Genomic DNA, 14,898 nt, shown 5'->3' on the forward strand with positions numbered 1-14,898 from the left:
CGTCTGCGTTGATGTACTCGCCTTCGAGCTTCAGCTTGCCGAACGACGAGTCTTACCGGATCCGTTCGGCCCAGCCAGAATAGTGCATGTCGGCATGGATTATCGCGTCATCACTTAGCGGACGACGACTTCCGGCTCTTGGGCTTTGGCCGGAGCCTGATCGGATTCTGCGCAGCTCGGCTTCAGACCGATCTTGCGGCCAGCTTCACGAGCCTCGATCCCGATCTGCATCAGGGCATCATAGTTCTCGCGGATTTTCTGCAGCAGCATCTCGATCTCCAATCGCTGGTATCAATATAGCCATTTCGCACGCCGACGGCAATTTAGCTTGTTCATGGTGCCGCCGACAGCAACACTGGATGGCAACAGGGCGTGCGAGACGGCCTGTGTCCACGGATAAAGCCCACTCGGCATCTTCCAGCTCCTATCTCAGTAGTTGACCCCGGCCCTTCAAACGGTCGGGGTTCTTTTGCCTGCAGGCCGATGTCCAGATCGACAGGAGCGTATCCAGGTGCATCGATATCGTCGGCTTCACCTTCGAAAGCGCCTGCAGGCATCTTGCCGCCGATATGGTTGACGTTCATGCGCGCAGCACTTCTGGCCCTCAAGCCGAAGCCGGCGGCAGCAGCAAGGTGTTGAGGAAGGGCAGGAGGGCAGCGCCCAGCGCCACGCCGCCACCGCTGAAGCTCGCCGGCCGCATCGGCGAAATCCAGGGCGTCAGAAACGGCCGGGTGGAGGTGTCTCGCCGCTCGATGGAAAGCTGGTGGATCAGCGCCTCGATCACGCCCTGCGGCAGGTCACCGCCGATCATGACGACGCTCGGGGCAATGAAGCCGGCCATGGCGATGATCGGGTCGAGCAGATGGCCCGCGGCCTCGCGTATCCATTGCGACAGCGACGGCGAGGAGAATTCCTCGCCTTTCAGCAGCCGCGCGAATTCGTCGTTTCCGATGCGTGAGCGCAGGGAGCCGAAACCGACGACGGTGTTGAGCTGGAGATTATCAGGCCCGGTCAGCATTTCGCCGATGCTGCCCGCCCGCCCATGCACGCCGGAATAGGGAATGCCCCGGATGAGGAAGCCCGCCTGCACGTCGTCGTCGATGACGATCATCGCCAGCCCGCCTTCCGGCGTGGAACTGCCGATGGTGCGCTCGGCAAGCAGGCTCGCCGTGCACTCGTTCTCGACATAGGGACGCGCGATCGTCGACATGGCGGCAAGCGTCTCGCTCTGCTCATCCGTCCAGTCATTGGCGGCGATGCCGAGCCCGATGATCGGCAATGCCGCGTGGCGATCGGCCATATCCCTGACGGCCGCATGCACTGCGCCGACCTTGTCTCCCGCCGCCACATCAAAATAGACCCGGTCATGCACCTGGCCGCTGAGGTCGATGAGCACGATCTCGCCGCGCGTCCGGCGAAGCTTGAGACCGATCGAAAACGCCCCCTCCGGGCGCAACGCAAATTCCGAGGCTGTAGCGCCGCCGCCAACACCGTTACGGCGGTTCGACGTGACGAGCTTCTCCTCGGCCAGCCGCCGCAGGATATTGGTAATGCCAGGCCCGGTCAGCCCGCTATGCCGCCCCAGCTCCGTCCTGGTCAACGGCCCATGCCGGCGGATCGCTTCCAAGATGACGCGGATATTCCTGTCGGCGATTTCACCCGACCTCAGACCGACTGTCTTGGCGCGCGGAACGCCCATCTCCTGGATGTGAAGCCGACGCGGCCCTGACCGAAGATACCGCATGATTGAATTTCCTAGAGCAATTCCAGCAAAAATGCGTAGCGGTTTTCACAGGAGTTGCGCAAGAACAGAATCATAGAACACCACGACGCTTGCTTATCACACCGAAAGATGTCTCAAACTGACTTCCGCAGTTGAATTTTAACTTATTGAAATCGTTTAAACTAGCTGCGATCAGAATGGCGCGTGGTGTGCTGACGGCGCAAAGGTTATAAGTGCCGATCCTGGTATGGGGGGCGCGGGTCGGCTTGCTAGCTCTCTGATCGCGAGGCGAGGAGCCAGGTCCTGATTACGAGGTGATGAAAGGGCCTGATCACGTTGAGATAGGTGAGACCGAAGGCATTGTGGGAGTGCACGACAGTTGTCGCGACGAGCTGCGTGCCGGTTGGAGAATTGCGACGGAGCAGCGATAATCGGAAGTCCAGGTGTCGATCATCCTCACCCAGTACAATCTCGTCGTCGCTTTCCCATTGCACCGGGAAAAAGTCCACGCGTTCGTTGTCGGCCCTGGACGCTCGGACCTCACCGGAGGTTTTGACGCCAAAGGGCGTCACCATGACGTCGCGCACCGCGTTCAACGCCTTGAGCCACGCTGGCGAACCGCCGACTGTCCGGGTCGCCAGCACGCGCATGCTGTACTGTTTCGATGAACTCAAATCGATGCTGTAGCTTTCGAGTAGGCTGGCGTTCTCGTACCAGCCTGCAACGACGCTTTCACGTGGCGGCGTGGTCCGGCGCACCCGCGCTTTGCGTTCTAAACACATGTCGAGAGCTCGATCATGGCAGTCTTTGCGACAGCTGGCCGGCCAATAGCTGTGAGGGACCGACCGATGGAAGCTTTGCGTTTTCCGTCGCTAATAACTGCAAGGACGATCATTGCCGAATCCGTCGCGGCAGGCGGGTCTGAGTCCATAGTCGACGCTGCTATATCCGATCGAGCCGGTTTGTACCGAGTCGTATGAACTGGTCGTGCAGGCAGACGACGACATGGCAATCATGATGACGGCTGCCGCGGCTGCCGATAGTTTGCGGACCTGAAACATCTCACCCTCCCGATCGCTGTGCGAAAACCGGCGATTTCAGTGTGATTGCTGGGCAGATAGGGCCGCGCGGCAATCCGATAACCGTTGTTGTCGATCAAGATTTCGTTATTCGCCGAAGAGCCCGGTCCCGGGCGTCGAACCGGGAAAGTTTACGGACACGCGAACTCGCTTCAGCGAAAGGTTCGCCAGACTGGTTGTGGCATCTCAGATGTCCCCGAACCGCCAGTTCGCATGCCCTTCGGCTGCGACACCGTCGCTGCAATCGAAGCCAAGCTTGCGTCAGATGTTGCGATCATAAAGCAGTGGCGAGAGATTTCGGTCTCCACCCTGAGAAGGATTGTGGCCGACCACAGGTGTTGCGTTTCAATCGAAGCCGTCATTTGATGGCCCAGGGTTGGTCGCGGGGAAACACATGGACGGCACGCATCTCTTCGAACTGGTGATTGCGATGTTTCTTGCGATCATCGCGCTCCACTATCTCGCACATCGGCTTGGACTGCCGCCGTCCGTGGCGCTCCTGACTGGCGGCGCTACGCTCGCATTCGTTCCCGGGTTGCCAGCGATCAGGGTCGATCCTGAACTTGTCCTTATCATCTTCCTGCCGCCACTTCTGTTCGATGGGGCGTGGTCTATCGCCGTCGACAGGCTGAAGCGCCACATGTTCGGCATTACCTCACTCGCAGTTGGCGCGGTGCTCTTCACGACCATTGTCGTTGCTGTTGTCGCTCATCTCCTGATCCCTTCGCTGCCGTGGGCCGCTTGCGCGGCGCTTGGAGCCATCGTGTCGCCGCCGGATGCGGTGTCCGCCCGAGCGGTACTCGAGCACGTTCGCCTGCCAAGGCGGCTTCAGATCCTTCTCGAAGGCGAGAGCCTGCTGAATGACGCGAGCGGATTGGTTCTCTTCCGCTTTGCCGTTGCAGCGGCAGCGACTGGCGCGTTCAGCACGGTCAGTGCGGTTGGGACGTTCCTTGTGCTTGCCGCGGGCGGGGCCGCGCTGGGCGGCATGCTCGGTTTCGCATGGGTCAGGCTCATCCGGAAACTGCGCGACGATTACCTCATGATCGCGGCAACCACGTTGCTCTGCTGGATCGCATATCTGCTGGGAGAGCAACTCCACGTGTCCGGTGTGATCGCCACTGTCACGGCGGGCTTGATCGCCTCGTGGCACCAGCACACCGTTATGTCGGCGGGGACGCGCATGCGCGGCACTTCATTCTGGGCCGTGCTCGTCTTCCTCATGGAGGCGACGGTGTTCATCCTGATCGGCCTTTCGCTGCGCGACGTCGTCGACCGCGGCGGCGGCTTCGGGTTGCTGGTCCAAACCATGGCGTTTCCGGCGCTTGTGATCCTTGTCGCCCTTGTTGCGGCACGCTTCGTCTGGGTGTTCGGCTCCGATCTGGCGATCAGGTTTGCAAACAGGATAGGGCTTGCTCGATCGGTTCCAATGGGAGGTGGAGCGGCGACGGTGTTGAGCTGGGCGGGCGTCCGCGGTGTGGTCACCCTTGCGCTTGCCTTGAGCCTTCCCGAAGGATTTCCAGGACGCGACTTCATCCTCGTCATGTCGTTTGCCGTGATCATGGGGACCGTGCTTGTGCAGGGCACGACGCTTGGTTGGGTGATTTCCTGGGCTGGCCTGGGAGAGGTAGAAGCCGAGCGTTCGCCGATGACGATGAGTCAGGCCGAGGCCGCGATGGCCCAGGTTCAGTTCACGAAAGTGAGCGAGCTTGCCTACGATGGCGAGGGCAAGCTGATCCATCCTCAGCTACTGAAAAGATATGAACATCGCGCTACGGCAATCGTCGACTATGCCGAGCGCACCGCGGATTACATTCCGATCTTGCACGCCCATTTCGATGTCGTTCTTGAGGCGGTCGCGGTTGGCCGGACGGAACTCATACGGCTGCATCGCTCAGGGCAGATCGACGATGAGACCCTGCGTGAGCTTGAACGTGACCTCGACCTGGAAGAATTGAGCGCCATCTCCGCCAAGGCCTGACCGATCCCGCGATGTCTTGGCCCGCAGTTCTTTGAGGTCGGCACGGCCACGCGGCTCTTTAAGGCCAGAGACCAAGCACCAGCTTCAGCCGCAACATTTTGAAGGGCGCGAGCACGCCGCTTGCAGAGGTCGCGGGGTTGACTAGCGCAATTCGAGATCAAACACGCGAGGCGCGTTCAGTGGAAGCAGAGTATATTGGGATTTGTGCTTGCGCTGGTTGTCGGATGGTCGCAAAGCCATGTTGTAATGTGCCGTAGGGCCGCAAACGACATCGACGTGTCTAAATTCGGAAAACGAAAGTCTCACAATGCCTCTCCAGCTTTCCCTGCCTCGTGATCGAATTTCTGTGCTTCTGCTTGAAGGCATCAGCCAGAGCGCCGTGGACTATTTTTCGTCTTGCGGCTACACCAACCTCGTGCATCTGCCGAAAGCGCTTGATGACAGGGATCTCAAGAGCCATATCGCCGATGCGCACATCATAGGCATTCGTTCCCGAACGCAGCTGACGGAAGAGATTTTCGAATCCGCCAAGAAGCTGATTGCCGTCGGCTGTTTTTCCGTTGGCACGAACCAGGTCGATCTGGAGGCGGCACGCCGCCGCGGAATTCCGGTGTTCAACGCGCCTTATTCGAACACGCGCTCGGTGGCCGAACTTGTGATCGGCGAGATCATCATGCTGACGCGGCAGATCTTCCCACGCTCGGCGTCGGCGCATCAGGGCGGATGGGAGAAATCCGCTGTCGGCAGCCGAGAAGTCCGTGGAAAGACCCTCGGCATCGTCGGCTACGGAAATATCGGCTCGCAGCTGAGTGCTCTTGCGGAAAGCATGGGCATGTTGGTGCGCTATTTCGATCTCTCCGATAGGCTGCGCCGCGGCAATTCAGAATCGATGGCTTCGCTTGGCGAGCTTCTGGAAATCTCGGATTATGTGACGATGCACGTTCCGGAAACGCCATCGACGCACAATATGATCACCGAAGCCGAACTGCGTCGCATGAAGAAAGGCGCCATCTTCATCAACAATTCCCGCGGCACGGTGGTCGATCTCGACGCGCTTGCGAAAGTCTTGAAAGAGGGCCATCTGGCAGGTGCTGCGGTCGATGTGTTTCCCAAGGAGCCGGCATCGAACAAGGAGCGTTTCGAAACGCCGCTGCAGGGCTTGAGCAATGTCATTCTGACACCGCATATCGGCGGTTCGACAGAAGAAGCTCAGGAGCGCATCGGCGGGGAAGTCTCCAGAAAGCTGGTCGAATATTCCGATATCGGCTCGACGATGGGCGCAGTCAACTTTCCGCAGGTCCAGTTGCCCGAGCGCCCGAATGGTACGCGCTTCATCCATGTTCACGAAAACCGTCCCGGCATGCTCATCCAGCTGAACGAGATCTTCTCGTCGCGCGGGCTGAATATCGTCGCCGAATTCCTGCAGACGCATGGCGACACGGGGTACGTGGTCATCGAAGTCGAGGACATGTCCCAGACAGCCGACGATATTCTTCAGGCGCTACGCGAGATACCGGGAACGATCAGAACGAGATTGCTTTACTGACGCATCGAGCAATTTGAATCGGCATGGAGACGCGTAGGCGCTCCACGCCGCCTGCAAAGGTGGCGTTGATACGATATTGGCAATGTAATGGGAGCCTGCCCCTTGTGGGACCGCCCGATTACACATGCTTTGGGGTCGAGACGAGACCCTTCTGCCATCATTGGCAAGGGTCCGGAGTTGGCCCTTCTTGGATCTTGTCATTATTGCTGGCCTGTCGTGTTCGTCCCCCATGGGCGGAACCGCTTTCATAGTTGGGCGTTTTTATCAGTTAGATCGGGTACTGCTGGCATTCCGCCGGCACTGCCGAATGGGAGAAAAATCATGAGAACGATATTGATCGCGATAGGTGCGCTGTCTGCCTTAACCGGGTCTGCTTTCGCGGCCGAGCCGGCCAAGATGGTCGAGACGAAAATGGGCAAGGTCCTGGCCACTGAAAAAGGCATGGTGCTTTACACATTCGACAAAGATGCAAAAGGCAAATCCAACTGCGACAGCGATTGCCTGAAGAAGTGGCCGGCGTTCCACGCTGGAGCCAAGGCCAAAGCGGAAGGCGAATGGTCTCTAGTCAAAGCTGCGGATGGCAAAGAGATGTGGGCCTATGAGGGTAAGCCGCTTTACACCTATGTCGAGGATAAGAAAGCCGGTGAAGCCAACGGCGATGGCGTTGGAGGAGTGTGGCACGTGGCCAAATAGCTGACTGGCGACGGGTTCGAATGGGCGGTCGTCGGATCGCCCTGAACCCCAAGATTTCAATGACCGGATTATTCCTTCGGCAGCCCGCCCCGACGCTCCAGCGCCGTCTTGCGGATGGTCTCAGCGATCTCCGGACTACTGCTCGACAACATCTGGAAATCCACGGCGTAGAGCGACAGCAGCGATACCTCGGTTGCTGCGCTGACCGTCGCTGAGCGAGGTTCGCCACTGATCAGCGCCATCTCGCCAAAGAAGTTTCCGGCACCGAGTTCCACTGGATGGTCGGGTGTCGCCACGGTGACCCGCCCCTCGACAATGAAGAACATCTGATCGCCAACATCGCCCTTGCGGCAGATCACGGCACCTGCCGGGACAATGCGCGGTCGCAACGCCCGAACGATCTCGATCAGTGCAGCGGAACCAAGCTTCTGGAACAGGGGTACGGCAGCGACCAATTGCCAGTTGCGAACGAAGTCCTGGCGGCGAACCTCTTCGTAGAAGCCGGTGGCGAGGATGCCGGCCCAAAGTGCAAAAATACCGATACCGCTCATCATCACCAATCCGGCCAGAACTCGACCTGCAAGGCTCTGCGGGATCTCGTCACCGTAGCCGGTCGTCGACAGCGTCACGACCGCCCACCACATCGCCTGCGGAATGCTGCCGAACTTATCGGGTTGGACATCTCGCTCGATGATATAACCGGCCAACGCAGCGCCAAAAAGAACGATGCCGAACACCGATGTCACGCCAAGCAGATTGCGCGATTCATTCGCGACCACCTTTGCCAGCAGCCTGAAGAAGGTCGAGCCGCGCAACGGCTTGAGAAGCCAAATGGCGCAATAGAGGTTTCGATCAGGGGATCCGACGAACAAGAATGCAGCGGCCGGAACCAGTACCGCGAGCAAATCGATCACGAGGGCCGGCATCCCGCCCGACAAGCGGTGTCGCCGTGAAAGCAATATGCCGCTCAATTGGAGGACGTAGACCAGCCAAATTGCCGCAAGTAGCAGCTCAAAGACAAGCCTCTCCTGTCCAGTAAGGCCCTGTGTCGTCAGTGTGGCAACGACCAAGAGACCGATTGTAGCGAACAGCGCGTTGAGCGGCGTCGAAAACTTTGAGAACGGCACTGCCGACATTACATACTCCCGACCACCCGGCATTCGTCGACAATAGATACCTTCGGGCCACACGCAAGGGAACGGGGGACTGATGCGGGTGCCGCCCGAGGATTGTCTTCACAAGCGGAGCCCGTTCGCCGACCTTGGCTGCCGATGCTGGCCTCGTGAACACCTTGGATTTCTCATTGCCCACTGCATACTTGCCACAATGAGTTTCTTCCGGGCTTGACGCCAAATCAAAGTTACTTAATCTAAGCATTATTGGACCCGCTGGGAGGAGGGGCCCGCAATTTGCGATGGCTGTCGCACCATCTTCATCTCCCAAAGCCATGATTGCGGGTCGTCCGCCGCCGATTTTTCAACAGGATAAGCCATGCCGCTCACCATTGCCCAACGTCTCGACCGTCTGAAAGTCCGCATTGCCGAGCTGGCGCATTGGCGGGATCGATATAGCGCTGCGATCGACGGCTGGACATTCGAGGGCGAGCCGATTGCGCATCATCAGGACTGGCCGCATCGCCAGGGTGTCGTGCATTTTGCCGCGAGCGCTGAAGCGCCCGAGAGCTGGCCGCTTGACGATATCCGCCTGCAGCTCGATCTCGGCGGCGAGAGCCTGATTACGCTCAGCTATCCCGACGGCGCGAGCGAGACATTCGGTCTCGATCCTTATCACCAGGAATTTCCGGTCAAGGGCCGCCGCTTTTCGATTGCGACGGAAACGGTCGCCCGTTTTCCCTTCGGCGAACCGAACCGGACGCCGAGGCTCAACAAGGCCCGGCTGATCTGGCTCGACGGTCCCGTTCACCGGCTGCACCTTCTCCTGAAGCAGGTCGCCGAGGCGGTTGGGGCGCTGGGTGAACATGAGGTCGTGCCGCATCTGGTCGATGCCGCCGAAGAGACCTTGCGCAGCCTCGACTGGCCGTCGGATACGGCGGCTTATGTCTCCCGCACCTCCGACGCCGTCATGCAGCAGAAGATCTGGGAACTGCCGAAGCTCCAGGAAAATCCGGCGGGTCTCACGGACGAGGAGAGCGCTTCGGCAACCTCCGCCTTCGAGGCCCTGACGGCGCGGTTGAAGGAGTTGCAGAAGCGCTTCCCGCCGAACGGCGAGCTGGTGCTGACGGGCCATGCCCATATCGACCTCGCCTGGCTCTGGCCCTATCGCGAGACACGGCGGAAGATGCGGCGTACCTTCAACACGGCGTTGTCACTGATGGAGCGCTCGGACGATTTCCGCTTCAACCAGTCGACCGCCCATTATTACGCGCAGATGGAAGAGGAAGATCCCGAGCTTCTCGACCGCATCAAGCAGAAGGTCGCGGAAGGAAAGTGGGAAACCGTCGGCGGCATGTGGGTGGAGCCCGATACCAACATGCCGACCGGCGAAAGCCTCGTCCGTCAGGTGCTCTATGGCCAGCGTTATTTCGAAAAGACCTTCGGCGCCCGCCATACGGTCTGCTGGCTGCCGGATTGCTTCGGTTTCTCCGGCTCGCTGCCGCAGATCCTGAGGCAGGGCGGCATCGACAGCTTCTTCACGATCAAGGTCAACTGGAGTGAGACCAACCACATCCCCTCCGATCTCTTCTGGTGGAAGGGCCTCGACGGCAGCCGGGTGCTGACCCATACCTTCGACAATCCGATGCAGGGCTATAACGGCTTCGTGCAGCCCGATTGCTACCTGCCGACATGGAAGAATTTCCGCGCCAAGACGCAGCACCACGCTTCGCTTCTGGCCGTCGGCTATGGCGACGGCGGCGGCGGCGTGACGCCCGAGATGGTGGAGCGGGAGGTGCAGCTGCGCGATTTCCCCGCCATTCCGCAGGCGCGCTGGGGCACCGTCAAGAGCTATTACGAGCAGGCGCACCAGACCGCCGGGGAAAAGAAGCTTCCCGTCTGGGACGGCGAAATCTATCTGGAACTGCACCGCGCAACGCTGACGTCGCAAAGCGGCGTCAAGCGAAAGCACCGCCAGGCCGAACGTGCTCTGATCACCGCCGAGACCCTCGCTTCGCTCGCCCATATGCTCGGCGCCGAAAAACCTCGCAGCCTGGAAGTGGATTGGCGGGTCGTTCTGAAAAACGAATTCCACGACATCTTGCCGGGTTCGAGCATCCGCGAAGTCTATCAGGACGCGGAACAGGAACTTGGCGGCGTCATCGATCATGCCAGGGCCGAGCAGGCCAAGGCATTGCAGGCGCTGTCGGCCAATCTGCCGAAGGGCGGGATCGCCGACGCACTCGTCGTCGTCAATCCCTCGCTTGCGCCGAGAGCGGTGAGCGCCACGCTTGCGGACGGCACGGCACTTTCGGCCGCCGAGATCGTCGCGCCCTTGTCCGTCGCGGTCTTCGACAGACAGGCGCTGAAGTCGGCAGGCGGGCTGAAGGCCGGGCCTGACCGTCTTGAAAACGATCATCTCGCGGTCGTGATCGGCAAGGATGGCGCCGTTGCCAGCCTCTTCCACAAGGCGACCGGCCGTGAAGCGGTCGATGGTTCCGCCAACCAGCTCTGGGTCTATCCGGTCGATAAGCCGCGCAACTGGGACGCCTGGGATATCGATGCTGATTATGCCGAAAAGGGCGTCCGTCTCGAAGCGCCCGAAAGCATCGATCTTATCGAAAGCGGCCCGCACCGCGCGGCGATCCGCGTCGTTCATCGTTATCGCAATTCGAGCGTCACGCAGACCTATGTGCTCAGTGCCAACGCCAAGCGGCTCGACATCGAAACGACGATCGACTGGCATGACCGCCGCACCCTGCTGCGCACCCTGAACCCTGTCGACGTGCGGGCGCGCAAGGCGACGTTCGAATGCGCCTTCGGCATCGTCGAGCGGGCGACGCACACGAACACGTCCTGGGAGCAGGCGATGTTCGAGGCCGTCGCCCATCGCTTCGTCGATATCAGCGAGCCGGGTTTCGGCGTGGCGCTGCTCAACAATGCCAAATACGGCCACAGTGCCCGCGGCAATGTGATCGGCATGAGCCTGGTGCGCGGGCCGATCTATCCGGATCCGCTGGCCGATGAAGGCGAGCAGAGCTTCACCTATTCGCTGATGCCGCATGACGGCGCCTGGCATGACGGCGGCGTGCTCGACGAGGCGCTCGACCTCAACCAGCCGCTCGTCATAGCGGAAGCCAAGGGCCTTTCCGCCGGTACCTTTTCGCCGCTTGCCGTCGCCGGCACCCCCGTTGCCTTCTCCGGCCTCAAGGCCGCCGAGGAGGGCGAAGGCCTGATCCTGCGTCTCTACGAGCCCGCCGGCCGGCGCGGCCGGCTTTCCCTTGCCCTGCCTTCCGGATGGACGGCGTCGCAGCCGCTCAGCATTCTCGAAGAGCCGATGGAGCGCAAAGGCCCCGCCGACATCATGCCTTTCGAAATCAGGACGTGGAGGCTGCAGAAGGGCTGACATTCCCTTTTCGCGAAATCCTGCAGTGCTAGACAAATGGGACAAACTGGACAAATGGGTGATTTGAGACTATATCAGTTCCTGTAAGAACGGAGATGGTTTCATGGCTGGTTCCCAGGCGCAGTTGCATCGTGCTCGTCAGGCTGAGGTCGCCGATCGCGTTGCCGCCAAAGTCGCCGACGTGTTGAACGCCGACGCTACATTCGAGTCCGGCTCGGTTGCGCTCTCCGCCAGAATTGCGGGCGCGGCGGCTGCAGCCATTGTCGATCTTCCCGTCAGCGTGCGACGCGAGCTCAGCAAGCGCCAGGGCGAACTGGCCCGCCGCATTCGTGGTCTGGTGGAAACTTTCAGCGATGCGCCTGACAACGCCAAGATCGCACTCGAAATTCCGAAGGCCGTGGCGCCCTCCGGCGGCGAAGGGCTTGGGAAGATCGTCACAGTGGAGGAAGGCGAGCGGCTGCTGGGCGAGCTTGCGGTCACCCGCAGGCTTGAGGATTGGGCCGGGCAAGTTGCCGGCGCCAGCGAACTCCAGCGCGATTTCGCAATTGCGCGCTCCACGCTCAATCGCTGGCAGCACGCCGGCGAGGTCATCGCACTGTTGAAGGGAACGAGGAAGCACGTCTATCCGATCGAACAATTCATCGACGGGCGTCCCGCAAAGGGCATAGGAGCGATCGCCGCTCTCGTGTCCAATCAGCGGGTCGCGTGGCTGTGGCTGTGCCAGCCGAACCCCATGCTGGGTGGGCGCCGGCCTATCGACCTCCTGAAACAGGATCGCGCCGACGAGGTCGTCGAGGCGGCTCAGACCTATTTCGCGGCGCAATGAGCCTCGACAAATCAGTCCTGCAACGTCTCGCCATCCGGGCTGACGTCACCGACTATGTCAGGATCGTCGCGCGCGCCCATGCCGCGACGCCGCTCGGCATGGGCTTCGGCAAGACACGGTTCTCAAGCCCGAGGGATAAGTTCCGGCTACTCTATCTCGCCCAGGATCCGATGACGGCGGTCGCGGAAACGATTGTTCGCGACCGGTTTCAGGGCAAGGCCGAGCGATGGATATTGCGAGAGGAGTTCGACCGCTATTCGATCGCCGCTGTCCGAAACCCCCATCCGCTCTTCCTGCTCGACCTGCGCTTCGAAGGCGCAAACCTGCTCGGGGTCGCGACGGATGCCGTTCGGGCAAGGGCGCAGGCCGGCGGACGCCGGCTCAGCCAGGAAATCTACGACCGCACCGATTTTGACGGCATTCTCTACATGTCCCGGATCACCAACAAGCAGTGCGTCGCCGTCTATGATCGCGCCACTGCCAGCCTCGAGGCCGACAGCCCCGCATTGGATCTCGTCCGCCTGTCCGCACTCGGCCCCATCCTCGGTGCCCTGCACGTCGCTGTTATGGACGGGGAATGATGTCCGCTCAGTAACGGCTTCTCGTTTTGCCGCCGACGTCCGGCGAAATCCCGCCGTGTCCGCTTTCTGTAGTCGCTGTCCCAATCGCTACGCGCGTCGCGCTTCGTGACGTGAACAGGGTCATTGACGAGGGAATTCTTCCCGCGGCATTTCTGTCTGCGGAGAACGGACGTCGGGTCTGGGCGACCGCATGCACGCTCATTTCCTTCTACTATGAAAGCGCCGGACAGCTGACATCGGAGGAACGTCTGAACATGATCAGGTGGGCCGAGCCGAGGCTCAGCAAATGGAAGACGTTGACGTTGGCGTCGCTGGCCAAAAAGGATTGGACGATGCGCCATGATTTCCTCACCATCGATCTTGCACCCTTCGTCGAGAGGACGGCGGAGAGTCTTTCAAACCTGGAAGCCGCCCGCGCGCTGGTAAGCTCCTCGCCTGATGTCCTCGGCGGCACGCCTGTTATCGAAGGCACGAGAATTCCGGTTTACGACGTCGCCGCTTCAGTTGCGGCGGGACATTCTCTCGATGAGATCCTCGAGGCATACCCGGCGCTTGATGAAAGACGTGTCGGCCTCGCCAAGGTCTATGCCGATGCAAATCCGCTGCGTGGCCGCCCCAAGCCAGTGAACGAATTGCCGACCGGGGCGACGGTCATCACGGATCGCCGTGTTCCACGACGCAGGAAAGCAGTATGAAATTCCTGATCGAGGAGTGCCTTAGCCCGCGGCTTTCGATGATCGACTGAACTGTTCTCGATATGTGTGGGTCTGCGAGTCCCCTAGGAGAGTCGCCTGAGGTTCCTGCTTGACGCCTTATACGCTCGACATCAGAATCGCGGGTGTCGAAGGTGAGTCGGCTGTACCGCTTTCACATTGTTGCTCGCCTCAGAAGGACGCGCCGCAGGGAGCTGATTGGCCGCGTGCCGACCAACGCCGCTGGTCACGGGTTTGCGAGGTGACGCCGTGGGTAAAGTGTTATCAGCAGTCGGTCCTCCTCGTGACAGCCCACCCCGGCAGTGGAAGTTCCCAATGCGGAGCAACCGCCGCTGGCTGGTTTGGGCAGCGGTTTCGATGTCCGTTCTGCTTCTTGCAGCTGTCGCTTTTTACTGGGAAATCCGCCACTCCGGAGACCCGATCGAAGGCTTCGAAGATCGGGCTCTCGACAAGGCTGCCCGATCATCACGCATAGCCGCCGGCCCCTATGCGGCGGCTCCTCGGCCGATATCCATATCGCGGCATCTGGTCGAGATTCCGAAATTCGACTTGGCAAGTCAGTTTCTGCGGGTGTGGCTGGTCTCGGGCGCCAATATTTGCGGCGCTCTTCGAGAGGCCGGTATCGAGGTGGGCGAATGGAAAGCCGCATCGATGCGCAATCGCGATTATGAATGTTATTTTCAGCGTGTCTACGAACGGGATGAGGTGCGACCGCTTAGTTCGACCTTCGTCAAGGTTCGTGGAAATGAAACGGGTGATCTCGTTGAGATCCGCGCCAAGATCGTCGGGCCGAAGGTTGATGTCCAGGGGCGTCTCGCCCCGGCTGTCCTGCGCATTTTCGAGACCATTGTAAAGCAGGCCTGCTGGCGCGATTTCGAAGATACACTTGCGTCGATCCAAAGCCTTCGCGATGTCGAATACGAACGATTTGGCGCCTATCTCAGTTTCACGCGCGAAGCCGGCAGCGAAAACAGCTTTAATTTTGCTCTCGGCCTCAAGGCGGCGTCAGCTTCGCAAGCAAGGACCAGGGCGTATTTTTCGACAGACCGCTGGCTCGCCACGACAAATCTACGCAATCCGCAAAATTCATCCGCATCGACCGCAACGGCACGTCCAGATCAGCCAACTGCGCTCGATGACGGAGCAAGTACCGGTCGCAATCCAGGATCGAGCGGAAACTGCGGCTGAGCAACGGATCAGCGCGACAGGCTGGCTGCCGGTCGAAAAGCGTCGGGTCGGGC

General features: G+C 60.4%; 13 protein-coding genes. 8 read left to right on the top strand and 5 right to left on the bottom strand.

Annotated elements, in window-relative coordinates:
- Positions 1 to 114: 114 nt before the first annotated feature.
- The 4 genes from EFB14_RS32955 to EFB14_RS33460 all read right to left on the bottom strand — a co-directional run bounded on the left by EFB14_RS32955 (position 115) and on the right by EFB14_RS33460 (position 2,784).
- Entirely contained in the window at positions 115 to 282 is a 168-nt protein-coding gene (locus EFB14_RS32955; RefSeq protein WP_164737551.1) for a hypothetical protein, read from the bottom strand.
- Positions 283 to 604: 322 nt separating this feature from the next.
- Positions 605 to 1,744, bottom strand: coding sequence for an ROK family transcriptional regulator (locus tag EFB14_RS19860; RefSeq protein WP_126828229.1), 1,140 nt, complete (start codon positions 1,742 to 1,744; stop codon positions 605 to 607).
- A 248-nt stretch (positions 1,745 to 1,992) separates the two neighbouring features.
- Complete coding sequence (locus EFB14_RS19865) at positions 1,993 to 2,505, bottom strand: DUF2867 domain-containing protein (RefSeq protein WP_126828231.1); 513 nt, start codon at positions 2,503 to 2,505, stop codon at positions 1,993 to 1,995.
- A 90-nt stretch (positions 2,506 to 2,595) separates the two neighbouring features.
- Positions 2,596 to 2,784 carry a hypothetical protein gene (locus EFB14_RS33460; protein ID WP_125848915.1) on the bottom strand — a complete coding sequence of 63 codons (189 nt, stop codon included), beginning with the start codon at positions 2,782 to 2,784 and terminating at the stop codon, positions 2,596 to 2,598.
- A gap of 412 nt (positions 2,785 to 3,196) precedes the next feature.
- On the opposite strand from EFB14_RS33460, the gene EFB14_RS19880 reads away from it, so the two are divergent.
- From EFB14_RS19880 to EFB14_RS19890, 3 genes are all read left to right on the top strand, one after another.
- Entirely contained in the window at positions 3,197 to 4,780 is a 1,584-nt protein-coding gene (locus tag EFB14_RS19880) for a Na+/H+ antiporter (RefSeq protein ID WP_126828235.1), read from the top strand.
- Positions 4,781 to 5,087: 307 nt separating this feature from the next.
- Positions 5,088 to 6,326: a phosphoglycerate dehydrogenase gene (serA, locus tag EFB14_RS19885; RefSeq protein WP_125848911.1), complete on the top strand. Its 1,239-nt coding sequence runs from the start codon at positions 5,088 to 5,090 to the stop codon at positions 6,324 to 6,326.
- 321 nt (positions 6,327 to 6,647) lie between these two features.
- On the top strand, positions 6,648 to 7,019 hold the full coding sequence (locus EFB14_RS19890; protein WP_126828238.1) for a COG4315 family predicted lipoprotein: 372 nt from the start codon (positions 6,648 to 6,650) through the stop codon (positions 7,017 to 7,019).
- 68 nt (positions 7,020 to 7,087) lie between these two features.
- Here the strand turns inward: EFB14_RS19890 and EFB14_RS19895 are convergent, their stop codons facing one another.
- Positions 7,088 to 8,155: a cyclic nucleotide-gated ion channel gene (locus tag EFB14_RS19895; RefSeq protein ID WP_126828240.1), complete on the bottom strand. Its 1,068-nt coding sequence runs from the start codon at positions 8,153 to 8,155 to the stop codon at positions 7,088 to 7,090.
- Positions 8,156 to 8,510: 355 nt separating this feature from the next.
- Here EFB14_RS19895 and EFB14_RS19900 point away from each other — a divergent pair, with 355 nt between their 5' ends.
- The 5 genes from EFB14_RS19900 (at position 8,511) to EFB14_RS19920 (ending at position 14,845) form a co-directional block, all read left to right on the top strand.
- Positions 8,511 to 11,537, top strand: coding sequence for an alpha-mannosidase (locus EFB14_RS19900; protein WP_126828242.1), 3,027 nt, complete (start codon positions 8,511 to 8,513; stop codon positions 11,535 to 11,537).
- A gap of 103 nt (positions 11,538 to 11,640) precedes the next feature.
- Positions 11,641 to 12,363, top strand: a complete 723-nt coding sequence (locus EFB14_RS19905; RefSeq protein WP_126828244.1) for an antitoxin Xre/MbcA/ParS-like domain-containing protein — start codon at positions 11,641 to 11,643, stop codon at positions 12,361 to 12,363.
- On the top strand, positions 12,360 to 12,944 hold the full coding sequence (locus tag EFB14_RS19910) for an RES family NAD+ phosphorylase (RefSeq protein ID WP_126828246.1): 585 nt from the start codon (positions 12,360 to 12,362) through the stop codon (positions 12,942 to 12,944). Before EFB14_RS19905 ends, EFB14_RS19910 begins: the two co-directional genes overlap by 4 nt.
- Before the next feature lie 47 nt (positions 12,945 to 12,991).
- Positions 12,992 to 13,639, top strand: a complete 648-nt coding sequence (locus EFB14_RS19915; protein WP_125850441.1) for a DUF433 domain-containing protein — start codon at positions 12,992 to 12,994, stop codon at positions 13,637 to 13,639.
- 333 nt (positions 13,640 to 13,972) lie between these two features.
- A complete protein-coding gene (locus EFB14_RS19920) occupies positions 13,973 to 14,845 on the top strand; it encodes a DUF6030 family protein (RefSeq protein WP_126828501.1) in 873 nt (290 codons plus the stop codon).
- Positions 14,846 to 14,898: the final 53 nt, after the last annotated feature.

This window comes from Rhizobium fabae, assembly GCF_003985135.1.
GTDB lineage: Bacteria > Pseudomonadota > Alphaproteobacteria > Rhizobiales > Rhizobiaceae > Rhizobium > Rhizobium pisi.